This is a genomic window from Undibacterium sp. TC4M20W, from assembly GCF_049340245.1.
Taxonomy (GTDB): Bacteria; Pseudomonadota; Gammaproteobacteria; order Burkholderiales; family Burkholderiaceae_D; genus Undibacterium.
Map to the genome: position 1 here is coordinate 43,427 of NZ_JBMPPI010000027.1, position 19,868 is coordinate 63,294.

Below are 19,868 nucleotides of genomic sequence, written 5' to 3' on the forward strand. Positions count from 1 at the left end.
AAGCGCAGGTTTTTTTCATCTGTGATGTATATGTCATGCTTATGTCATGATGCGGCTGGCATCATGACAAGCTGGCTCAGCCCAGGTTTGCTGTTGCAAATTCCCAGTTGACCAGTGCCCAGAATGCTTCCAGGTATTTTGGACGTGCATTGCGGTAGTCGATGTAGTAAGCGTGTTCCCACAGATCGCAAGTCAGCAATGGTGTGTCTTCTGTTGTCAGTGGTGTTGCTGCATTGGATGTGTTGACGATATCCAGTGTGCCGTCGGCTTTTTTAACCAGCCATGTCCAGGAGGAACCGAAGTTGCCCACGCAAGACTTGGTGAAAGCTTCTTTGAATGCATCGAAAGAACCCCATTTGGCATTGATGGCATCTGCCAGTTTGCCGCTAGGTGCGCCGCCGCCGTTAGGTTTCAGGCCATTCCAGTAGAAAGTGTGGTTCCAGATCTGTGCGGAGTTATTGAAAATGCCGCCAGAAGATTTCTTGACGATTTCTTCCAGTGTGGAGTTTTCAAATTCTGTACCCTTGATCAGGTTGTTCAGATTGGTCACATAGGTTTGATGATGCTTGCCATAGTGATATTCCAGAGTCTCCTGGGAGATATGTGGAGCCAAAGCATCCAGTGCATAAGGCAGTGCCGGTAAGGTATGTTCCATATCGTGTCCTTTTATCGTGAGTTCATCATTTCCGGCAATCCGGAAAAGCCAGACCAGCATTGTAAGCTTTTGTGCAAAAGCGTGCACGCGACCTTATACAAATTCTATGTATATGCGCAAAATGATGATTGCGACAGAACGAGGGAAAACTGCGTAGTTCGGCTTAAGTGTGCATCAGAAGTGTGCATCAGTCGAGTTTGGTTTGCACGCTGCTGATACCAACTTCAGCGGTACCTGATGCCAGCCTGACTTGTATCAGCGATTGCGGTTTTAGTTCAGATGTATTGCGCAACGCCTTGCCTTTGTGGTCGCTGAGGATGGCGTAGCCGCGCTCCAGGGTGCGTTGCGGGTTCAGCAGCTCGAGTTGGCTGCGCAGGGCAGACAACTGCTGTTGCTGGCCTTCACGGACGTGTCTGGCCGCTTGCTGCAGGCGTCTTTGCATGTCGGCCAGCAGCAGTCTGGGTTTGCTAAGGTCGGGCCTGTGTGTTTGCCAGCTCAGGGTCAGTTGCCTTAGCTCATGCCGCGCCTGGCGTACTGGCAGGCTGGCGCTGTGGTTGAGGTTGCGGGCCAGGTTTGCCAGTTGCAGTCGTCTGGCGGCAATGGCAGCGCTGGGGCTGAGCAGGCGGCGGCTTTGCCAGTCCAGGGTCTGGGCCTGGTCATCCAGTTGTCTGTGCATGCAACGGCTGAGTATTTGCGCCTGGCGCTGTAATAACTGTAGCCAGGCATCCCTGGGCGTGGCTGCCAGCTCGGCGGCGGCGGTAGGTGTGGCAGCACGCAAGTCGGCGGCAAAATCGGCGATGGTAAAGTCAGTTTCATGGCCTATGCCGGCAATTACGGGCATGGGGCAATTGACGATGGTGCGGGCGACGACTTCTTCATTAAAGGCCCACAGGTCTTCCATACTGCCACCGCCACGGCAGACCAGCAAGATATCGCATTCTTCGCGGGCAGCGGCAGAGGCTATTGCCTGGGCGATCTTCATGCCTGCGCCTTCGCCTTGTACTGGGGTAGGGTAGAGGATGACGTTGACGTGTGGCGCACGCCTGTGCAACGCGGTCAGTATGTCGCGCAGGGCGGCAGCCTGCGGGCTGGTGACTATGCCTATGGTTTTGACAAAGGTGGGCAAGGGGCGCTTGCGTTCAGCGTCAAACAAGCCTTCCTGTGTCAGTTGCGCTTTCAGGCGCAAGAATGCTTCATATAAATTGCCAACGCCGGCGCGGCGTATGGCCTCTACACTCAACTGATAATCGCCGCGCGGTGCGTACAGGGTGACCAGGGCGCGTAATTCTACCTTGTCGCCTTCCCTGGGCTGGAAGTCTGCATATTGCGCGCGGCCACGGAACATCACTGCCCTGACCTGAGCACCACTGTCTTTTAATGTGAAGTACCAATGTCCAGACGCGGCGCGGGTAAAGTTGGAAATCTCGCCAGAAACCCAGGTCAATGGCAGGTTGCGTTCCAAAAGCTGAGCAACGGCCTGATTCAGCGCCGTAACTGTCATCACGGGGGGCGTGTTTACTGGAGTGGCGTAAGGCGATTCAGGATTCATAAAGCTCGGCAGCGGAAAATCTGTCCACAGAAGCGTGGAATGGTCATCAGCATGTCATTTTGCCTCTGAGATGTCAAAAGAAATGAAAGTTTACTATCTAAGTCTTTGATTTTTAATAAAAATCAATCTGCAAAAGAATGAGGCAAAATGAAAATTCCCTTTCAAATCAAGGACATTGCGCTGCATCAAGCAGCTTGTGCACAAACTTATCCACAGAAATTGTGGTTAAGCTGTTGAAAACTTTATTTTCCAGTGTGCTCAGGCGTTTTGCCTAAAATATTTGCACTGCAGTAATCTTTTTTAAAATCAAGTACTTAGTGCCTTTCCCTGCGCTTTTACACAAGCTTGTCCACATATTTTGTGCAGAATAAAGTGTAATTCATGGAGAAAATGATAGTAAAGACAATATTTTGAACCTGCCTGTGAATAATTAGAGTTTGCCACTTTTTTAGGCGTGAATAAAAGAATGATTAAAATCAGTGACTTAGTTACATACCCTATACTTTTTCACATAGTTGTCCACATATTTTGTGCAAAAGCCCGGATTAAAGCAAATCTGCATCGCGCATATTTGCTTTAATGTTAATTTTTCTGTGGAAAAAGCGTTGTTACGCTGAAAAACTGTTGCTTGCCTGTTTTTCTGGCAGGATATATTAACAATTAAAAATCAGTGACTTGTAGCATTTATTTGCGGTAATGCACAATGTTGTCCACATATTTTGTGCAAAACGCATAGCATTTTCCTGCTCACATTTTTATGATGAAAATTTGTGCAAAAATGCCTCAGATTGGATGTTTGCCTAAAATATTGGCAGTACAATAATTTGCTTTTAAATCAGTCACTTGTCAGCATGTGCAAGACTTTTGCACATACTTGTCCACAAATTATGTGTAGAAAAGACGAGGCTAAAATGGAAAAAATGCTGTTTTATCCACAAAATCGCTGTGCCTAAATCTTTGGCACAGTAAAAAAAATGAAATAAATCATGGGCTTAGGCAGAATCGCTGTACTTATCCACAAGCTTGCGCACAGATTTTGTGTAAAACAGTGAATATTTTCAAACACAATATGTTGTTGTGATGAAAGCGAGCTTTATGCTTTTTGTTGAAAATTATGCTTTGAAACATTTTGTGCCTAGTTTTTTGCTTTGCACTCTTGCCCGCAGGCAGACAACGCGCTACATTGCGGGCTTGGATTTAGGAACCTTCAAGGAGTTAATTTGTTCGATATCATTCGCGCCGCGGGCTGGCCAATTTATTTTTTATTGATTGCCTCAGTTATAGCGCTGGCTTTAATCATAGAACGCAGCCTTTCTTTGCGCCGTAGCCGCATTTTGCCACCCACTCTGGTCGATGAAGTCATACGTGTTTATCAGGCAGGCAAGGTCAAGCCAGAAGTCATAGAGCAACTGGCAGGTAACTCTCCTTTGGGCAAAGTACTGGCAGCAGGTTTGCGCAATGTGAATGCGCCGCGTGAAGTCATGAAAGAATCCATAGAAGAAGCGGGCAGTGCTGTTGCTCATGAACTTGAGCGTTTCCTGACTACTTTGGGCACGATTGCTTCTCTGGCGCCTTTGATGGGCCTGTTTGGTACTGTCGTCGGTATGATAGAAATTTTCGGTTCGCAAAATGCAACTGGTGCCAATCCGGCGCAACTGGCGCATGGTATTTCCGTGGCCTTGTATAACACTGGCTTTGGTTTGATGATCGCCATGCCTGCAATGGTGTTCTGGCGTCATTTCCGCGCGCTTGTTGATAGCATCGTCGTCGATATGGAACAACAGGCAATCAAGTTTGTTGATGTCGTCCATAGCTCCAGGAAGTAGTCATGAATTTTCGTAAAGGAAGGGGCAGGGAAGAGCCAGAGATCAACCTGATCCCGTTTATCGACGTCTTGCTGGTGATCCTGATTTTCTTGATGGTGACGACGACGTATAGCCGTTTCACCGAGCTGCAGATCACCTTGCCGACCGCTGACGCAGAAAAAGCCCAGGACAAACCGAATCAGATAGATATCGGTATTGATGCTCAGGGTCGCTACAAGATCAATAACCAGGCCGTGTCTTTCCTTGACACCTTGACCCTGGCAGAAGATTTGAAAAAAGCGGTAGCAGCGCTGGAAGCTGGCAAAACTGGTACGCAGCCTGATCCTGTGATCATCATCAATGCTGACCGTGCGACCAGCCATCAGTCTGTGATCGATGTGCTGGAAGCTGCACGTATTGCTGGCATGGCCAAGGTCACGTTTGCGGCCCAGGCTACTGCGAAGTAAAGTATGAAATGACCAGCTTGTAAGTAGAGTAGTACTTCAGGAGCTGGCAAGAAACCGGGGAGTGTAACTCCCCGGTTTCTTTTTGTAGAAAACAGCTATAAAAAAACAAGAGAGCGACATGCTGGCAGTATTGGAAAAAGTCTTATTGAGTACCTGGCAAAAGCGCGGGCTGCTGGCTTGCTTGCTGTGGCCAGTATCCAGGCTATTCCAGCTCATTGTCACTTTCCGTTTTGGTTTGTTTGTCATGGGCTACAAAGCGCAAACCAAATTACCCGTACCTGTGGTCGTAGTTGGCAATATCTTTATCGGCGGTACCGGCAAGACACCGCTGGTGATCTGGCTGGTGCAGCAATTAAAGCTTGCAGGCTGGCATCCGGCTGTTATCTCGCGTGGGTATGGCGTGCATGCCGAGAGCGTAATTTTGCTGGATGCTACTTCACAGCCGCAGCAGGTTGGTGATGAGCCAGTATTGATTGCTGCCAGGGCAGCATGCCCGGTAGCTGTGGGGCGTGACCGCGTTGCCGTGGCGCGTTGCGTGCTTGCAGCCAATCCGCAAGTCGATGTCATTATTGCTGACGATGGTTTGCAGCATTACGCCCTGGGCCGTGATGTTGAACTCGTGCTGTTTGACCAGCGTGGCGCTGGCAATGGCTGGCTCTTGCCAGCCGGGCCTTTGCGTGAACCTGTGGAAAGGCGGCGTGATTTTACTATCTGCAATATGCCAGCGCCGGACGCAGTATTTCCGCCGAGGATGCCAGCAGACACCGTGCGCATGCAGTTGTTGGCAGGTCAGGCTTATCGTTTGTCTGATGATACGCAATGCAAGCCACTGGCCGGATTCGCAGGGCAGCGTTTGCTGGCAGCGGCTGGCATAGGTAACCCGCAACGATTTTTCAATATGCTGGCAATGCAGGGTTTGCCATGCCAGACCAGGGCTTTTCCTGATCATCATGCCTTTGATGCACAGAGTTTTGAAGGCGTTGATGCTGATTGCATCCTGATTACCGAAAAGGATGCAGTAAAATGTAGGCAAATCCCGGCTTTACTGGACGATACCCGCATCTGGGTAGTGCCAGTCGAAGCTCAACTTGATGCAGCTTTTGCCGCATCCCTGATACAAATGATTTCGGAGAAAAAACATGGACGCACGTCTGCTTGATGTGTTGGTTTGCCCTTTGTGCAAAGGACAATTGGTCTATCAAAAAGCCAGTCAGGAATTGATTTGCTATGGCGATAAACTGGCTTACCAGATACGCGACGATATCCCCATCATGTGGGCAGATCAGGCGCGCGCGCTGACGAATGAAGAACTTGATGCCAGACCCAAGGCATAAGTTTTATGAGTTTTATCGCTATTATTCCGGCCCGGCTGGCCTCTAGCCGTTTGGCCAATAAACCGCTGGCAGACATAGGCGGCAAACCCATGGTAGTGCGTACGGCTGAGCAGGCATTATTGTCTGGTGCCAGTGCCATCATGGTGGCCACCGATCATGCCGATATCGTGGCAGCCTGTAATGCCCATGGTGTGCCGGTATGCATGACGCGGGCAGACCATCCATCAGGCACTGACCGCATAGCCGAAGTTGCCGCCAGCATGAACCTGGCTGACGACGCAGTTGTCGTCAATGTGCAGGGTGATGAACCACTGATAGATCCGGCTTTGATTGCCGCTACTGCAGCGCTGGTGAATGCTGATGTGCCGATGGCGACTGCAGCCCATCCTATCCATGCTGTGGAAGATGGTTTTAATCCCAATGTCGTCAAGGTGGTATTGGACAAGCATGGCCGCGCACTGTATTTTTCACGCGCCACCATACCCTGGCACAGGGATGGATTTGCCATCAGCCGCGAGCAGTTCCCGCCAGCCTATACACCGCTGCGTCATATAGGTTTGTATGCCTACCGCAACGATTTTTTAAAAAAATATCCGCAACTCGCTGTTTCTCCATTGGAACAAATTGAGGCATTGGAGCAACTGCGGGTTTTGTGGCACGGCTATGCGATTGCGGTTCATGTAACTGCTTCCAGCCCTGCACTAGGGGTGGATACGGCAGAAGATCTGGAACGTGTCCGGCAATTTTTTATAAATAAGAAATAAAAAAACGGGCAAAACCCCAAGTTTTCGTGGCAAAGCATCAAGAATTGCGAAAATTGTGGTAAGTTTCGTGAAAAGAAACTGTGTTATCAAGCTAAAAGAAGAAAAGCAAAAAAGAGCCGTGCCTGCAATGAAATTACTGCCGGGCATGATTTGATAATACAAGTAAAAAAATTCAAACTCGTCTTAGGAAATTTAACATGCGTCTTATTTTGTTGGGAGCGCCGGGAGCCGGCAAGGGTACACAAGCCACGTATATCAAAGAAAAATACAACATTCCTCAAATCTCTACTGGCGATATGTTACGCGCCGCTATTGCTGCGGGTACGTCTTTGGGTCTGGAAGCAAAAAAAGTCATGGATACCGGTGGACTGGTATCTGATGACATCATCATCGGTCTGGTCAAAGACAGGCTGACACAGCCGGATTGCGCCAATGGTTATCTGTTCGACGGTTTCCCCCGCACCACGCCACAAGCGGATGCGATGAAAGATGCTGGCGTGACGATAGACTATGTACTTGAAATCAATGTACCGGATGAAGCTATCATCGACCGCATGAGTGGCCGTCGTGTTCATCCAGGTTCTGGCCGTACTTACCATGTCAAATTCAACCCACCAAAAGTTGAAGGCAAGGATGATGTGACTGGTGAAGAACTGGTGCAACGTCCTGACGACAAGGAAGAAACCGTCAAGAAACGTTTGTCTGTGTATCACGAACAAACTGAAGTGCTATTGTCTTACTATGGCGACTGGGCTAAATCTGGCAAACCAGGTGCTCCAAAATATCGCAAGATCGCTGGTGTCGGACCGGTAGAGTCCATCCGCGACAGTGCATTTGCGGCGCTGTCCGAATAAGTAAGTAAAAAGCGGACTGCAGTGTCCGCTTTTTTTATGGCTAAGCCCCAGCCAGATTTCTCCAAAAATATGGGCTACGTAAAAGTTTCGCAGTGTGCAGGATTCATTTTTGTCACTTGATGCAAGGCAGTCTGGCATCAGGGTCTGGAAAATGAAGAATTGTCGTTGTTTCACTTTGTCGTTAAAAAAATGCATGTGCCCACAAGGCCAACATGCCCATAACATTGGAGGAGTCAACATGACAGCAAGTCTGTGGTTTGTCATCGCATGTGGCGTCATCGCCGTACTATATGGTTTGATATCGCGCAGCTGGATCCTGAAGCAGGATGCCGGTAATGCGCGTATGCAGGAAATTGCCGCTGCCATTCAACAAGGCGCAGCCGCCTATCTCGCACGGCAGTACCGCACCATTGCCATCGTTGGCGTGGTGCTGTTCATCGCCGTTGCCGCTATCCCTGGCCTGGGTCTGATTACTGCCGTCGGTTTCCTGATTGGTGCAGTCTTGTCGGGTGCCTGCGGCTTCATCGGCATGAATGTGTCGGTCAGGGCAAATGTGAGAACTGCGCAGGCTGCAACCAAGGGTATGAATGAGGCGCTGGATGTGGCTTTCCGTGGCGGTGCTATCACTGGCATGCTGGTCGTTGGCCTTGGTTTGCTCGGTGTGACGATCTTCTACTGGGTATTGGTCATGAACGCTGCCGGTAGCACCCTGACGCAGCACGATGTCATCAAACCCCTGATAGGTCTGGCCTTTGGTGCTTCGCTGATTTCCATTTTTGCCCGTCTTGGTGGCGGCATCTTTACCAAAGGCGCTGACGTTGGTGCTGATCTGGTCGGCAAGGTCGAGGCCGGCATCCCTGAAGACGACCCGCGCAATCCCGCTGTGATTGCTGATAATGTCGGGGACAATGTTGGCGACTGCGCCGGTATGGCGGCTGACTTGTTTGAAACCTATGTTGTGACCCTGATCGCTACCATGTTGCTGGGTGCGCTGGTGATTACCGCCAATGTGACCGAAGCGATTGTTTATCCTTTATTGCTCGGTGCGGTTTCCATCCTGGCATCCATCGTTGGCTGCTCCATGGTCAAAGCCAAGCCCGGCAAGAAAATCATGTCTGCCCTTTATACAGGTTTGTGGTGGGCGGCAGGCTTGTCGCTGGTCGGTTTTGCCGTCGTCACCTGGCAAGTCTGGCCTGATGAGGCGATGCGCATGAAGATGATGGGCTCGGCCCTGGTCGGTATCGTGCTCACCGGCCTGATGGTATATATCACTGAATATTACACAGGCACAGACTTCAAACCCGTGCAGCATGTGGCTGAGGCATCGACTACTGGTCACGGTACCAACATCATCGCAGGCCTCGGTGTTTCAATGAAATCGACTGCCTGGCCCGTGCTGGCGGTGTGTGTCGCCATACTGGTGTCATTCAATCTTGCTGGCTTGTACGGCATCGCGATTGCGGCAACTTCCATGCTGTCCATGGCGGGGATTATCGTTGCGCTCGATGCTTATGGTCCTATTACTGACAACGCCGGTGGCATTGCTGAAATGTCGGAAATGCCAGCCTCTGTGCGTGCCATTACTGATCCGCTGGATGCTGTTGGTAACACTACCAAGGCAGTCACCAAGGGTTATGCAATTGGCTCAGCCGGTCTGGCTGCGCTGGTGCTGTTCGCTGATTACACCCACGCGCTGGATTCAGTTGGCAAGAGTACTTCGTTTGATTTGTCGAATCCGCAAGTCATTGTCGGCCTGTTTATTGGTGGTCTGATTCCTTATCTGTTCGGTGCAATGGCGATGGAGGCCGTGGGCCGTGCTGCCGGTGCCGTGGTGGTAGAAGTGCGCCGCCAGTTCAAGGAAATCAAGGGCATCATGGATGGCACAGGCAAGCCAGAGTATGACAAGGCTGTCGATATGCTGACGACATCAGCGATCAAGGAAATGATCATTCCTTCACTCCTGCCTGTCATCGTCCCCATCTTGGTTGGCCTGTTGCTCGGGCCAGCGGCGCTTGGTGGTTTGTTGATGGGGACTATCGTGACAGGTTTGTTTGTCGCTATCTCCATGACGACTGGTGGCGGTGCCTGGGACAATGCCAAGAAATATATAGAAGATGGTCATTTTGGTGGCAAGGGATCGGAAGCGCACAAGGCCGCCGTGACTGGTGATACTGTCGGTGACCCGTACAAGGATACCGCTGGCCCTGCCATTAACCCTCTGATCAAGATCATCAATATCGTCGCTCTGCTGCTTGTGCCTATCTTGCCTGCGGTTGGCACGAATGAAGTTGCCAAGCATGTCACACCGACGATGCCGGTAGTGCAGTCAGCAGCGCCGGCGGCATCTGCTTCAGCATCCGTGCCTGTATTGGTGCCAACAGCGTCCGCCTCAGTATCTGCCTCTATGGTAGTGCCAGAGCCGCCACCTATGCAAGAAGCAACACCTGCCAGCAAATAATTGTTTTTGCAGGGTTTGATTGGTGGGATGAAAAGTGGTGGCAATTTTTGCTGCCACTTTTTTTTATTTTTAGCTTCGTACAATTATTCGCTACAATAGGGCTATATAACGTTAACGTAAACGTAAGCGGCATTGCGCAGCGGATTCAATACTGTTCATTCCCACTTCATCTTTAAACTTGGAGAGACAAACATGCAAATTCAAAATCATGTATTTATTATTACTGGTGGCGCTTCCGGCCTCGGTGCAGCTACAGCAAGAATGATCGTTGCCAATGGTGGCAAGGTCGTGCTGGCTGATGTGCAGGTAGAAGCAGGTGAGGCGCTGGCGGCTGAGTTGGGTGGCAAGTTTGTCAAATGTGATGTGACTTCCGAGGCCGATGGCAAAGCAGTCGTCGAGGCGGCTGCCACTCTGGGTACGCTGCGCGGCCTGGTCAATTGCGCCGGTGTTGCTCCTGCGATCAAGACAGTCGGTAAAGATGGCCCGCATCCACTGGACGTATTCCAGCGCGTGGTCAATATCAACCTCATCGGTACTTTCAATATGTGCCGTCTGGCAGCAGATGCCATGGGCAAGACCGAAGCTGCAGAGCATGGTGAACGCGGTATCATCATCAATACAGCATCCGTCGCTGCTTATGATGGCCAGATTGGTCAGGCAGCTTATGCTTCTTCCAAGGCAGCAGTCGTTGGCCTGACCCTGCCTATGGCACGTGACTTGTCGCGCAACGGCATCCGTGTCATGACGATTGCTCCTGGCATTTTCGAGACGCCTATGCTGCTGGGCATGCCGCAAGAAGTGCAGGATGCACTGGGCAAAATGGTACCGTTTCCTCCGCGCCTTGGTAAGCCGGATGAGTATGCGAATCTGGCCAAGGCGATTATTGAGAATGTGATGTTGAATGGTGAGACTATCCGTTTAGACGGCGCCATTCGCATGCAACCCAAGTGAAGTGTTGATAAAGCTACTGCGCGGCGCGATTTTTGGTCGGCGATGCTCATCGTACTAAAGTACGATTGCGCTTCTCAACCAAAACTAGCGTCGCTCGCTACGCTTTCTCAACGCTTCACGCGACTTTAGTAATCTGACATAAGAAAGCTGCGGTGCATCTGGAATTGCTGTTGTATTTGCAGAGCATGAATCCTTCACTGTGCCGTGCAGCATGACAAATTGCTAGGGGGCTACTACACTAGGGCAAATCTGGATTTGCCCTTTTTTTATGCCTACACAAACGAGTAATAATGCGGGAACAGGATTGATCTTGACGGGTGGTGGGGCGCGTGCGGCCTATCAGGTTGGGGTGCTGCATGAGATTTCGACTATTCTGGTGGAGTCTGGCTGGCATCCTGCCAGTAATCCTTTCGGTATTATCTGTGGTACCTCGGCAGGGGCGATCAATGCTACCTCGCTGGCTTGCGGGGCTGATAATTTTGCTGATGCAGTCGGGCGCATGCTGCATATCTGGGAAAATTTTGAGGCGGCGCAAGTCTATCGTGCTGACTCTCTTGGTGTCATGCGTAGCGGCGCGCGCTGGCTGACATTATGGTCGTTTGGCTGGCTGTTGAACAAATGGCGTAAAGCACCCCCCAACTCGCTGCTGGATAATTCTCCGCTGGAAGCGCTGCTCAGCCGCATGCTGGATCTGAGTAGTCTGGATGCGGCATTCAGCAATGGCAGTCTGCATGCACTGGCAGTGACAGCTTCTTCATATACTGCTGGACAGCATCTGACTTTTTACCAGACCCTCGCAGACATTGAGCCCTGGGTCAGGAGCCAGCGTCTGGCGCAACGTGATTTTATCGGCGTCCAGCATTTGCTGGCATCCGCTGCCATTCCTTTTATTTTTCCTGCCGTGCCGCTGAACTGGGGCGGGCGTATGGAATATTGTGGCGATGGTTCCATGCGTCAGCTGGCGCCGATATCACCAGCCATCCATCTGGGTGCGCAAAAAGTGCTGATTGTCGGTGCTGGTCGTCTGACTGAGCCGCCTAGCGTCAATACCGAAGTCGCACGTTATCCCAGTCTGGCGCAAATTGCCGGTCATGCCTTGTCCAGCATTTTTCTTGACAGCCTGGCTGTGGATATAGAAAGGCTGATGCGCATTAACAAGACCTTGTCGATGTTGCCACCAGAATTACTGGAAAAAACCCCGCTGCGGCCAGTCGATCTTCTTGTCATCGCTCCTTCAGAACGGCTGGACGAAATTGCCAGCCGTCATACCAACAGCCTGCCTTTACCTGTGCGCACCATGCTGGGCGGCATAGGCGCTACCGAGGCGCGCGGTTCGGCGTTGGCCTCTTATCTGCTATTTGAATCAACCTACACCAAAGAATTGATTGCACTCGGGCGACGTGATACCCGCGCCAGGGTGGATGATGTCTTGCACTTCTTTGGGGTTGATACAAAGGTACGCACGTCAGCGCGATTAGTTTGATTTCAACGCAACATTGCCTTAAGGCATGTTGTCGGAAATGTGACAGGCGCATGAGTTAATACATTGTAACATCTGCAACAATGGTTGATTCATCATCGACAAACCGTTACTCTATGCGCTGTTTAAGCGTGTGCGGATAGACAAAATAATGATAAATCCAACATTTTTTAAAAAATGGCTGGTATTCCTGACGCTTGCTTTGCTGGCTGCAACCAGCTTCGCCAAAGGCCCAAATGGTGTTGCTCAGGTGGCGCTTGCCGAATTGCCTAAAGAGGCACAGACGACGCTGACGCTCATCAAGCAGGGTGGCCCATTTCCTTATGACAAGGATGGCGTTGTGTTTGGCAATTATGAATCCAGATTGCCAAAGCAAAAGCGTGGTTACTATCATGAATATACGGTAAAGACCCCGCGTGCCCGCAACCGTGGCGTGCGCCGCATTATTGCCGGAGCAGACCCGCAAACTTCGGGTGAATACTATTACACGGAAGACCATTACGAGAGTTTTCGCAGAATTAAAGAGTAAATATGATCTCAGCAACCGAGGGAGAAATAGAATTGTTGGCAACGGTAGCACCAAATGTGGTGCAATCGATACGTGCTTTCCGTGTGCCGGATTTACAGGCTGAGGCAGCCAAGCTGGGCCAGCATTTTCTGTATGCCTATTGCCTTGAGGCAGTGACCAAGCAACAGGTATTGGGCAAGATTGCGCTGTCTTTTGGTTTTCCCAAGCCCATGTGCCGCAACCTGGATGCATTGTCAGATTGCCTGACTGATATGATTTACAAGGCGGGACCGCAGCCCGGCTTTTTGATCGTGCTTGAACAATTGCCAAATACGCAAAAATTTGACAAGGAAGCACGTGAGACCCTGCTTGACGTGTTCCGCGACGCAGCCGATTTTTGGGCCGACAGAAAAGTCGCTTTCAGGGTGTTTTACTCCTTCGAATAGTTTTTTAATGGTATTTTAAGGGCCTGTATAATAGGTGCCGGTAAGTAATTATCGGCATTTTTATTTGGGGCTAGACCCCTGTCAGCGGTACAATGCCGCCATGAAAAAGATTGTTATCCTCATTTCTGGTCGTGGCAGCAATATGCAAGCCATCGTTGAAGCTGCCGCAAAACAGCAATGGCCAGCGCAAATCGCTGCCGTTATCAGCAACCGTGCCGATGCAGGTGGCCTGGAATATGCCGCTAGTCGCGGTATTCCAACTGCCGTAGTAGTCAGCAAGCAATTTGCCACGCGTGATGTATTTGATGCCGCCTTGCAGGCAAAGATAGATGAATTCGCACCTGACCTGGTCGTTTTGGCTGGTTTCATGCGCATACTGACGGCAGGCTTTGTCGAACACTATGCAGGCAGGATGTTGAATATCCATCCATCGCTACTACCAAGTTTTGTCGGTCTGGCAACGCATCAGCAAGCCATAGATGCGGGTGTTAAAGTGCATGGTGTGACCGTGCACTTTGTGACTGCCGAACTGGATCATGGCCCCATCGTCGCCCAGGCAGTTGTGCCTGTGCTTGACGATGATAATGAAGACACTCTGTCACACCGTGTACTCGAACAAGAACACCAGATTTATCCGCGTGCCGTCTTGCAATTTGTTGAAGGCAAATTGCGTATCGATGGCAATCGTGTTCATATCAGTAATTAACAAGCTGGATAACAAGCTGGATAGTCAGAAATAAGAAGCTTGATTAACCAGTATCAGCAAAATCGCTTGCGCGGTTTGCCATCCGTATTACCTAGCAAAAAAATAGTAACAGGGCCCGTCCGGGCCATATCAGCATATTAGAAGGAAGCAGCATGAGATTACCTCCAGCCATACTCGTCAATACCGAAGAAGTATTACGTGAGATTTTGCGTTTTACCGGCCCGGCAGATGGCACTTTGTCGCGTTATTTCCGTGATCACCCGCGCCTGGGTTCACGTGAACGTGGCGTAGTTGCGGAGGCTGTATACGGCTTGCTGCGCAATAAAGCGGTCTATACCAATTTTTCTGAGTCTGGCATAGGTTCACCTATGCGCCGCCTGAGCCTGCTGGGTCTGGCTGATGCGGTTGGTGTCGATTCCCTGGGTGGTTTGACAGAAGATGAAACTGCCTGGCTGCAGCGCGTCATGGAAATTGACCGCACGCACCTGCCTTTGATGATGAAGGCCAATTTGCCAGAATGGCTTTGGACAAAATTGCTGGAACGCTTTGGTGAAGAAGATGCCCTGGCGCTGGCCATGTCGCTCAACACTCCGGCACCGCTGGATTTGCGCGTCAACACCATCAAAGGTGATCGCGACACCGTTATCACCACACTGGCACAGGCACCTATCATCGCTGAGCCTACGCCATATTCAAGCACGGGTTTGCGCGTACGCAAAAAACCATCGATCCAGAATCTGCCTTTATTCAAAGACGGCACGATAGAAGTGCAGGATGAAGGTAGTCAGTTGCTGGCCCAATTGGTTGGTGCCAAGCGCGGTGAAATGGTGGCAGATTTCTGCGCCGGTGCCGGTGGCAAGACCCTGGCTCTGGGTGCATTGATGCGTAACACTGGCCGTTTGTACGCTTTTGATATTTCTGAAAAACGCCTGGCTAAACTCAAGCCACGTATGGCACGCAGTGGTTTGTCGAATGTACATCCTGTCGTTATCGCGCATGAAAAAGATGCCAAGATCAAACGTCTGGCAGGCAAATTGGACCGAGTACTGGTCGATGCACCTTGTAGTGGTCTGGGTACCTTGCGCCGTAATCCTGATGTCAAATGGCGTCAGACGCCAGAAGGTGTGGCAGAGTTGAATGTCAAACAGGCTTCCATCCTGGCCAGTGCTGCGCGCATGGTCAAGCCAGGTGGCCGTCTGGTATATGCAACCTGCAGTATTCTGGATGAAGAAAATGAAGGCATAGTCCAGGCTTTCCTGGCTGAGCATGCTGATTATGCATTGGTGCCAGCTTCTCAAGTGTTGGCTGAGCAAAAAGTGGATCTGGAAATGGGCGACTATCTGAAGCTCTATCCTCACCTGCACCAGACTGACGGTTTCTTTGCAGCGATACTGGAGCGTAAAAAAGCGCCAGCCAAAGTTGCTCCAGAAGCGCCCGCGCCAGATGCGGAAGCAGAAGATTAATACCGCCATTCACTTCAAGTCTCCGAGCGCACGATAAGCACGTACGAAAAGCACGCACAATAAGCACAATAAGCACCGCCTATGAGCACACCTTTACTTGCCAGTTTGTTGTCTGATTTATCCAAGGATCTGGGCCAGCCTGATTTTTACTGGCAAGTTGGGGTGGTTGCTCTTTGTTTTAGCCTCGCCTGGGCATTGTCGCGTGCGCTCAGGCGCAGTTTTACCGCCAAAGACAGCGATTCTGGCGTGGTGAAACTGGGTGTGGAAAGTTTTACCCGCGTACTCTCGCCAACTCTGGCGCTGATTTTTATCCTGATCGCAAAAATGATTTTAGGCAAATGGCAGCATACGCATTTGCTGTCCCTGTTGTTTCCCATCATAGGTTCACTGGCACTGATACGCTTTGCGCTGTATGTCGTGCGGCAAACCTTTGCACGTGATGGCTATATAGGTAATTTCCTCGCCGTCTTTGAAAAGCTGTTTGCCAGCCTGGTCTGGCTGGGTGTTGTTCTGCATTTTACCGGTCTGGGCCTGGAGTTGTTCACGGCCCTCGATGAGGCTTCCCTGCCTTTAGGTAAAAACAAGGTATCTCTGCTGACCATACTGCAAGCCGTGGCCTCGGTCGTGGTTACCCTGGTCGTCGCCATGTGGGCCAGTGCTGCGCTAGAAACGCGCCTGATGAAGTTGCCGAATGCGCATACTTCGCTAAAAGTTGTCTTGTCGAGGGTAAGCAAGGCAGTATTCATCTTGCTGGCGATACTCATCAGCCTGACTCTGGTTGGCATAGACCTGACAGTGCTGTCTGTCTTTGGTGGTGCTCTCGGTGTGGGGCTGGGTTTTGGTTTGCAAAAAATCACCAGCAGTTATGTATCCGGTTTCATCATCCTGCTTGACCGCAGCATGTCCATAGGCGACATGATCACTGTCGATAAATATAGCGGGCGGGTTACGCAAATCAATACCCGCTATACCGTCTTGCAGGGAACCGATGGTGGCGAAGCTGTCATACCGAATGAGATGCTGGTGTCTTCACCGGTGCAGAATTATTCCCTCAGTGACAGGACGGTCGCCATGTGGACTGACATGACAGTCGGCTACGAAACCGACCTCGGAAAAATCATGCCCACCCTTGGTCAGGCTGCCGCAACTGTCGAGCGAGTTTGCAAAGACCCAGCGCCTGCCGCCTATTTGCTGAAGTTTGGGGCAGATGGCTTTGAGCTGCGGGTAGGGTTCTGGATTGCCGATCCTGAAAATGGTCGTTCCAGCGTCATGTCTGCCGTGAATCTTGCTTTGTGGCAGGTTTTGCAAGAGCATCAGGTGAATTTGCCCTATGGTCAGCGGGTTGTGACTTTAATTAACAGTCCAGCTAAAGAAACTTGAGGCAAGGCAATAATATTAGTTCTAGAATTGGGTGAATACCTCTAAAACCGCGTACAATGCCGTCCGATGTCTATAATGAAAAAAGTTGATGGCGTTTTTGCGAAATCAACCAAGATGCCGTCAATAACAATGGAGTACATGTCATTTTGAGCACTTTTATCGATACAGTAGTTGATTTTCTGTCCAACGGCATGACCCGTGCGACAGCCTGGCAGGTATTTATCTTCACGATGGTCGTGACGCATATAACGATTGCCAGTGTGACCATATTCCTGCACCGCTGCCAGGCCCACCGCGCCCTGGAGTTGCATGCGATCCCCAGCCATTTCTTCCGCTTTTGGTTGTGGTTGACCACTGGACAGGTGACCAAGGAATGGGCTGCGATTCACCGCAAACATCATGCCAAGTGCGAAACTGAAGAAGATCCGCATAGCCCGGTAACGCGTGGTATCAAAAAAGTCTTGCTCGAAGGCGCAGAACTGTATCGTGCAGAATCCAAGAACCTGGAAACCATGGAAAAGTATGGCCATGGCACACCAGATGACTGGATGGAGCGCAATGTATATACCCGCTTTAGCTGGCAAGGCGTGGCCCTGATGCTGATTATCGACTTCATGCTGTTTGGTGTTGTTGGCGTCACAGTATGGGCTGTACAGATGTTGTGGATACCGGTGACTGCCGCGGGCATCATCAACGGCATTGGTCATTACTGGGGTTATCGCAATTACGATTGCACCGATGCCTCACGCAATATCCTGCCTATCGGTATTTTGATTGGCGGTGAAGAACTGCATAACAATCACCATACATTTGGTACATCTGCAAAATTGTCGTCCAAATGGTATGAGTTCGACATAGGCTGGCTGTATATCCGCAGCATGGAGATCGTTGGTCTGGCCAAGGTCAAGAAAGTCGCTCCTGAACCCAAGTTCAAGGAAATCAAGACCGTCGTCGATCTGGAAACACTGCAAGCCGTGATCACCAACCGTTATGACGTCATGGCCAAATACACCAAGTCCCTGCGCCGCGCCTGGAGCGAAGAAGTCGCCAGCCTGCGTGAAAAAGCCATGTTCGAAGCGCAGATGCTGAAATCGACCAAAAAATTATTGCAGCGTGAACCAACCAAACTTGAAGCACCGCAGCAACAGCAATTGTCTGAAGTACTGGCGCATAGCCTGGCACTGAAAACCATGCATGATATGCGCGTGGAACTGGGCCTGATCTGGGAACGTTCTACCGTCAGCCGTGAGCAACTGGTACAGCAATTGCAGGACTGGTGCGTACGTGCAGAGGCATCTGGTATCCAGACTCTGCGTGAATTCTCCCTGAGGTTACGCACTTACGCCTGATAGCGTCATGTTAAAAAAACGGCACTTCGGTGCCGTTTTGTTTTTCTCCGTCATGAGGAATGAATTTTTTAGGTGATGCTAGCGATTGAACAATGAGTAAAGATTGTTGTGGCTCAATGTAAATCTGGATATGGCCAACAAATTGTTTTCTGATCATATGATTGTTGGTAAAGTGAAGCTATGGTTTTCGCGCTTGTCCTGAATTGTCTGACATTAATGCTAGTTTCCTGATAGCAGAAAAGGTTTTGTATGATTGCCAGTGTCAATATAAAAAGCAGGGTGCTGCTTGTTGATGATGATCAGGTCACTCTCACATTGCTGAGTAAAATTCTTGAGAAAGCGGGATATGAAATTATCCAGGCTCAATGTGGTGAAGATGCCTTGAATGTCATCCTCATGCAGGAACCAGATATTGCCCTGCTTGACATTAACATGCCTGGCATGTCGGGGCTTGATCTGGCTGATCGACTGCGTACGGAGACATCCATACCATTCATGTTTTTGTCCGCCACTTCAGACAGTGATATCGTTAAGCAGGCGGTTGAGTACGGTGCAGTAGGCTATATGGTCAAGCCAGTCGATGTGCTAAATATCGTCCCTACGGTTGAGGCAAGTCTTGCGCGCGCCAATGAAATCAAAAAATTGAAGAAAAATGAGGTCAACCTTACTTCTGCTTTGGCTTCCGGGCGAGAAACCAGCATGGCTGTAGGTTTGTTGGTGGCCAAGTTTCAATCCAACCGGCAAGTTGCTTTCGATGTGTTGCGCAACTATGCCCGCTCTAATCGCAGACCCATTCATGAAGTGGCTGTTGAGCTATTGCAGGCAGAGGAAACGATTAATCAATTTAGAAACTTGTTTAGCGGAAAGTAAATTAAGGTCAGCAGAGATGGTTAAATCTTGTTTCTCTTGATTGCCTGATGGAAATTTTCGTTTATTATTCTGCTCAGGCGTTGCTACTTGAAGTTGTAGCGTCTGCCCCATAACCAATCCCCCGTTATGGGACGTCACATCAAATACCGTCTGTTGTCGCCACTCTACCGCGACATATTGTCGGTTTCACCGGCCCAGAACCGCCGTCTTCCCTAATCGTATAGTTTCTTGTCTTTCGCTGGCGAATTGTCCAGGCGTCAACTCGAATCTTGTTTTGTCCCGCACTTATAAACGCGGGCAGATCGAAAGGAGCAGATATGTTCACCAATATCATCCAGCAGGACACAGCAAATGTGAATTGCCCACACAAAGAATTTCTTTGCTTTGGCCTTGGTGCCGAAGAGTTCGGTATCGATATTCATAAGATACAGGAAATTCGCAATTATGAAATCACAACGACAGTAGCAAATACACCTGATTATTTGAAAGGAGTTATTAATCTCCGCGGGATTATCGTTCCCATCATTGATATGCGTATCAGATTCAAGTTTGGTCAAGCAGTCTATAACGAATTTACCGTCGTCATTATTCTTCATTTAACAGACCGCGTAGTCGGCATCGTTGTTGATAGGGTTGCCGATGTAGTGACCCTGACCAGCGACGATATACGTCAGATTCCGCATCATGACGTCGCAGATGCATCTACTTATTTATTGGGCATAGGTACGGTAGATCAGCGAATGCTGATTTTGATCGACATCGACCATTTACTTGCCAACGAACAGGCATTGCTGACCAGTGCTTTGATTAATTAATCGCTACTGTGACT

General features: G+C 50.1%; 19 protein-coding genes. 17 read left to right on the forward strand and 2 right to left on the reverse strand.

Annotated elements, in window-relative coordinates; translation table 11 throughout:
- Positions 1-76: 76 nt before the first annotated feature.
- On the reverse strand, positions 77-655 hold the full coding sequence (gene sodB, locus ACO0LL_RS24030) for a superoxide dismutase [Fe] (protein ID WP_422953338.1): 579 nt from the start codon (positions 653-655) through the stop codon (positions 77-79).
- Between the two features lie 187 nt (positions 656-842).
- Entirely contained in the window at positions 843-2,204 is a 1,362-nt protein-coding gene (gene xseA, locus ACO0LL_RS24035; RefSeq protein ID WP_422953339.1) for an exodeoxyribonuclease VII large subunit, read from the reverse strand.
- 1,220 nt (positions 2,205-3,424) lie between these two features.
- Here xseA and ACO0LL_RS24040 point away from each other — a divergent pair.
- The 17 genes from ACO0LL_RS24040 to ACO0LL_RS24120 all read left to right on the forward strand — a co-directional run bounded on the left by ACO0LL_RS24040 (position 3,425) and on the right by ACO0LL_RS24120 (position 19,854).
- Positions 3,425-4,030 carry a MotA/TolQ/ExbB proton channel family protein gene (locus ACO0LL_RS24040; RefSeq protein WP_422953340.1) on the forward strand — a complete coding sequence of 202 codons (606 nt, stop codon included), beginning with the start codon at positions 3,425-3,427 and terminating at the stop codon, positions 4,028-4,030.
- A gap of 2 nt (positions 4,031-4,032) precedes the next feature.
- Positions 4,033-4,476: an ExbD/TolR family protein gene (locus tag ACO0LL_RS24045; RefSeq protein WP_422953341.1), complete on the forward strand. Its 444-nt coding sequence runs from the start codon at positions 4,033-4,035 to the stop codon at positions 4,474-4,476.
- 118 nt (positions 4,477-4,594) lie between these two features.
- Positions 4,595-5,635 (forward strand): tetraacyldisaccharide 4'-kinase, encoded by a 1,041-nt coding sequence (gene lpxK, locus ACO0LL_RS24050; protein ID WP_422953342.1) that lies wholly within the window; start codon positions 4,595-4,597, stop codon positions 5,633-5,635.
- Positions 5,616-5,810 (forward strand): Trm112 family protein, encoded by a 195-nt coding sequence (locus ACO0LL_RS24055; protein WP_162040499.1) that lies wholly within the window; start codon positions 5,616-5,618, stop codon positions 5,808-5,810. The genes lpxK and ACO0LL_RS24055 overlap by 20 nt, the downstream gene beginning before the upstream one ends.
- Positions 5,811-5,815: 5 nt before the next feature.
- Entirely contained in the window at positions 5,816-6,574 is a 759-nt protein-coding gene (gene kdsB, locus ACO0LL_RS24060; protein WP_422953343.1) for a 3-deoxy-manno-octulosonate cytidylyltransferase, read from the forward strand.
- Positions 6,575-6,771: 197 nt separating this feature from the next.
- Complete coding sequence (gene adk, locus ACO0LL_RS24065; protein WP_422953344.1) at positions 6,772-7,428, forward strand: adenylate kinase; 657 nt, start codon at positions 6,772-6,774, stop codon at positions 7,426-7,428.
- 238 nt (positions 7,429-7,666) lie between these two features.
- On the forward strand, positions 7,667-9,886 hold the full coding sequence (locus tag ACO0LL_RS24070; protein ID WP_422953345.1) for a sodium-translocating pyrophosphatase: 2,220 nt from the start codon (positions 7,667-7,669) through the stop codon (positions 9,884-9,886).
- A gap of 192 nt (positions 9,887-10,078) precedes the next feature.
- Positions 10,079-10,837, forward strand: coding sequence for a 3-hydroxyacyl-CoA dehydrogenase (locus ACO0LL_RS24075; protein ID WP_422953346.1), 759 nt, complete (start codon positions 10,079-10,081; stop codon positions 10,835-10,837).
- Positions 10,838-11,105: 268 nt separating this feature from the next.
- Positions 11,106-12,320: a patatin-like phospholipase family protein gene (locus tag ACO0LL_RS24080; RefSeq protein WP_422953347.1), complete on the forward strand. Its 1,215-nt coding sequence runs from the start codon at positions 11,106-11,108 to the stop codon at positions 12,318-12,320.
- 148 nt (positions 12,321-12,468) lie between these two features.
- Positions 12,469-12,846 (forward strand): ribonuclease domain-containing protein, encoded by a 378-nt coding sequence (locus tag ACO0LL_RS24085; RefSeq protein ID WP_422953348.1) that lies wholly within the window; start codon positions 12,469-12,471, stop codon positions 12,844-12,846.
- A 26-nt stretch (positions 12,847-12,872) separates the two neighbouring features.
- Positions 12,873-13,271: a barstar family protein gene (locus ACO0LL_RS24090; protein WP_422953370.1), complete on the forward strand. Its 399-nt coding sequence runs from the start codon at positions 12,873-12,875 to the stop codon at positions 13,269-13,271.
- A gap of 100 nt (positions 13,272-13,371) precedes the next feature.
- Positions 13,372-13,977, forward strand: coding sequence for a phosphoribosylglycinamide formyltransferase (gene purN / locus ACO0LL_RS24095; RefSeq protein ID WP_422953349.1), 606 nt, complete (start codon positions 13,372-13,374; stop codon positions 13,975-13,977).
- A 152-nt stretch (positions 13,978-14,129) separates the two neighbouring features.
- A complete protein-coding gene (locus ACO0LL_RS24100; protein WP_422953350.1) occupies positions 14,130-15,440 on the forward strand; it encodes an RsmB/NOP family class I SAM-dependent RNA methyltransferase in 1,311 nt (436 codons plus the stop codon).
- Between the two features lie 81 nt (positions 15,441-15,521).
- The gene (locus ACO0LL_RS24105) at positions 15,522-16,820 is read left to right on the forward strand and encodes a mechanosensitive ion channel family protein (protein WP_422953351.1); all 1,299 of its coding nucleotides are present in this window, start codon (positions 15,522-15,524) and stop codon (positions 16,818-16,820) included.
- A gap of 191 nt (positions 16,821-17,011) precedes the next feature.
- Complete coding sequence (locus tag ACO0LL_RS24110) at positions 17,012-18,169, forward strand: DesA family fatty acid desaturase (protein WP_422953371.1); 1,158 nt, start codon at positions 17,012-17,014, stop codon at positions 18,167-18,169.
- Between the two features lie 249 nt (positions 18,170-18,418).
- On the forward strand, positions 18,419-19,039 hold the full coding sequence (locus ACO0LL_RS24115) for an ANTAR domain-containing response regulator (protein WP_422953352.1): 621 nt from the start codon (positions 18,419-18,421) through the stop codon (positions 19,037-19,039).
- Positions 19,040-19,356: 317 nt separating this feature from the next.
- Complete coding sequence (locus ACO0LL_RS24120) at positions 19,357-19,854, forward strand: chemotaxis protein CheW (protein ID WP_422953353.1); 498 nt, start codon at positions 19,357-19,359, stop codon at positions 19,852-19,854.
- Positions 19,855-19,868: the final 14 nt, after the last annotated feature.

Bases quoted from the DNA above. Each gene is read 5' to 3' on its own strand.
- sodB (WP_422953338.1), bottom strand. From the start codon at position 655: ATGGAACATACCTTACCGGCACTGCCTTATGCACTGGATGCTTTGGCT.
- xseA (WP_422953339.1), bottom strand. From the start codon at position 2,204: ATGAATCCTGAATCGCCTTACGCCACTCCAGTAAACACGCCCCCCGTG.
- ACO0LL_RS24045 (WP_422953341.1), top strand. From the start codon at position 4,033: ATGAATTTTCGTAAAGGAAGGGGCAGGGAAGAGCCAGAGATCAACCTG.
- lpxK (WP_422953342.1), top strand. From the start codon at position 4,595: ATGCTGGCAGTATTGGAAAAAGTCTTATTGAGTACCTGGCAAAAGCGC.
- ACO0LL_RS24055 (WP_162040499.1), top strand. From the start codon at position 5,616: ATGGACGCACGTCTGCTTGATGTGTTGGTTTGCCCTTTGTGCAAAGGA.
- kdsB (WP_422953343.1), top strand. From the start codon at position 5,816: ATGAGTTTTATCGCTATTATTCCGGCCCGGCTGGCCTCTAGCCGTTTG.
- adk (WP_422953344.1), top strand. From the start codon at position 6,772: ATGCGTCTTATTTTGTTGGGAGCGCCGGGAGCCGGCAAGGGTACACAA.
- ACO0LL_RS24070 (WP_422953345.1), top strand. From the start codon at position 7,667: ATGACAGCAAGTCTGTGGTTTGTCATCGCATGTGGCGTCATCGCCGTA.
- ACO0LL_RS24075 (WP_422953346.1), top strand. From the start codon at position 10,079: ATGCAAATTCAAAATCATGTATTTATTATTACTGGTGGCGCTTCCGGC.
- ACO0LL_RS24080 (WP_422953347.1), top strand. From the start codon at position 11,106: ATGCCTACACAAACGAGTAATAATGCGGGAACAGGATTGATCTTGACG.
- ACO0LL_RS24085 (WP_422953348.1), top strand. From the start codon at position 12,469: ATGATAAATCCAACATTTTTTAAAAAATGGCTGGTATTCCTGACGCTT.
- purN (WP_422953349.1), top strand. From the start codon at position 13,372: ATGAAAAAGATTGTTATCCTCATTTCTGGTCGTGGCAGCAATATGCAA.
- ACO0LL_RS24100 (WP_422953350.1), top strand. From the start codon at position 14,130: ATGAGATTACCTCCAGCCATACTCGTCAATACCGAAGAAGTATTACGT.
- ACO0LL_RS24105 (WP_422953351.1), top strand. From the start codon at position 15,522: ATGAGCACACCTTTACTTGCCAGTTTGTTGTCTGATTTATCCAAGGAT.
- ACO0LL_RS24110 (WP_422953371.1), top strand. From the start codon at position 17,012: ATGACCCGTGCGACAGCCTGGCAGGTATTTATCTTCACGATGGTCGTG.
- ACO0LL_RS24115 (WP_422953352.1), top strand. From the start codon at position 18,419: ATGATTGCCAGTGTCAATATAAAAAGCAGGGTGCTGCTTGTTGATGAT.
- ACO0LL_RS24120 (WP_422953353.1), top strand. From the start codon at position 19,357: ATGTTCACCAATATCATCCAGCAGGACACAGCAAATGTGAATTGCCCA.